This is a genomic window from Parabacteroides acidifaciens (assembly GCF_003363715.1).
GTDB classification, from domain to species: Bacteria; Bacteroidota; Bacteroidia; order Bacteroidales; family Tannerellaceae; genus Parabacteroides; species Parabacteroides acidifaciens.
The window spans coordinates 10,804-11,371 of record NZ_QREV01000086.1; the positions used below are offsets into that span (position 1 = coordinate 10,804).

1 tRNA gene is annotated in these 568 nt (G+C 38.9%); it reads left to right on the forward strand.

From position 1 onward, the window contains the following. Positions 1–312: 312 nt before the first annotated feature. Positions 313–385, forward strand: a tRNA-Lys gene (locus tag DWU89_RS19690). Positions 386–568 lie beyond the last annotated feature (183 nt).

The following is a 568-nucleotide window of genomic DNA, read 5'->3' on the forward strand; positions in this document are numbered from 1 at the left end:
CTGGTGTCAGCCGGAGAGGTTAAAACCGTGAAAAGAGTCAAACAAAAATCGATCAAAATTTCGGATGAAATAGAAAAACGCCCGAAATGGGGGTTATTGTAATTTTGTTTATTTTGTCGACTGTTTATTTGTTCGCCGTTTGTGGAGACTTAACGGTAAAAGTAAGCGATCTCAAAGCACCAATTTTATCCGTATAAAAAGCACCCAATATGCAAAATTCTATTCAAATCACAATTTATATCTTCGAAAACTTGTGTAATAAAATAATACTTTCTATCTTTGCACCCGCATTACAGAAGTAACGCACAGGATGATTCGCTAGCTCAGCAGGTAGAGCACATCCCTTTTAAGGATGGGGTCCTGGGTTCGAACCCCAGGCGGATCACTGAAAGACAAGTCAAAACAAGACTTTAAGAAGACAACTCCTACAATATCAAGGTATTGAAGGAGTTTTTTCTTTGTATAATGTCCGTGACCAAAGACACGAAAAGGGCTCACCCGATATTTCTTGGGGGTCGTTCTTTTAGATTTTCCTTACAATGCTTACATTTGTCTCATGACAGATCCG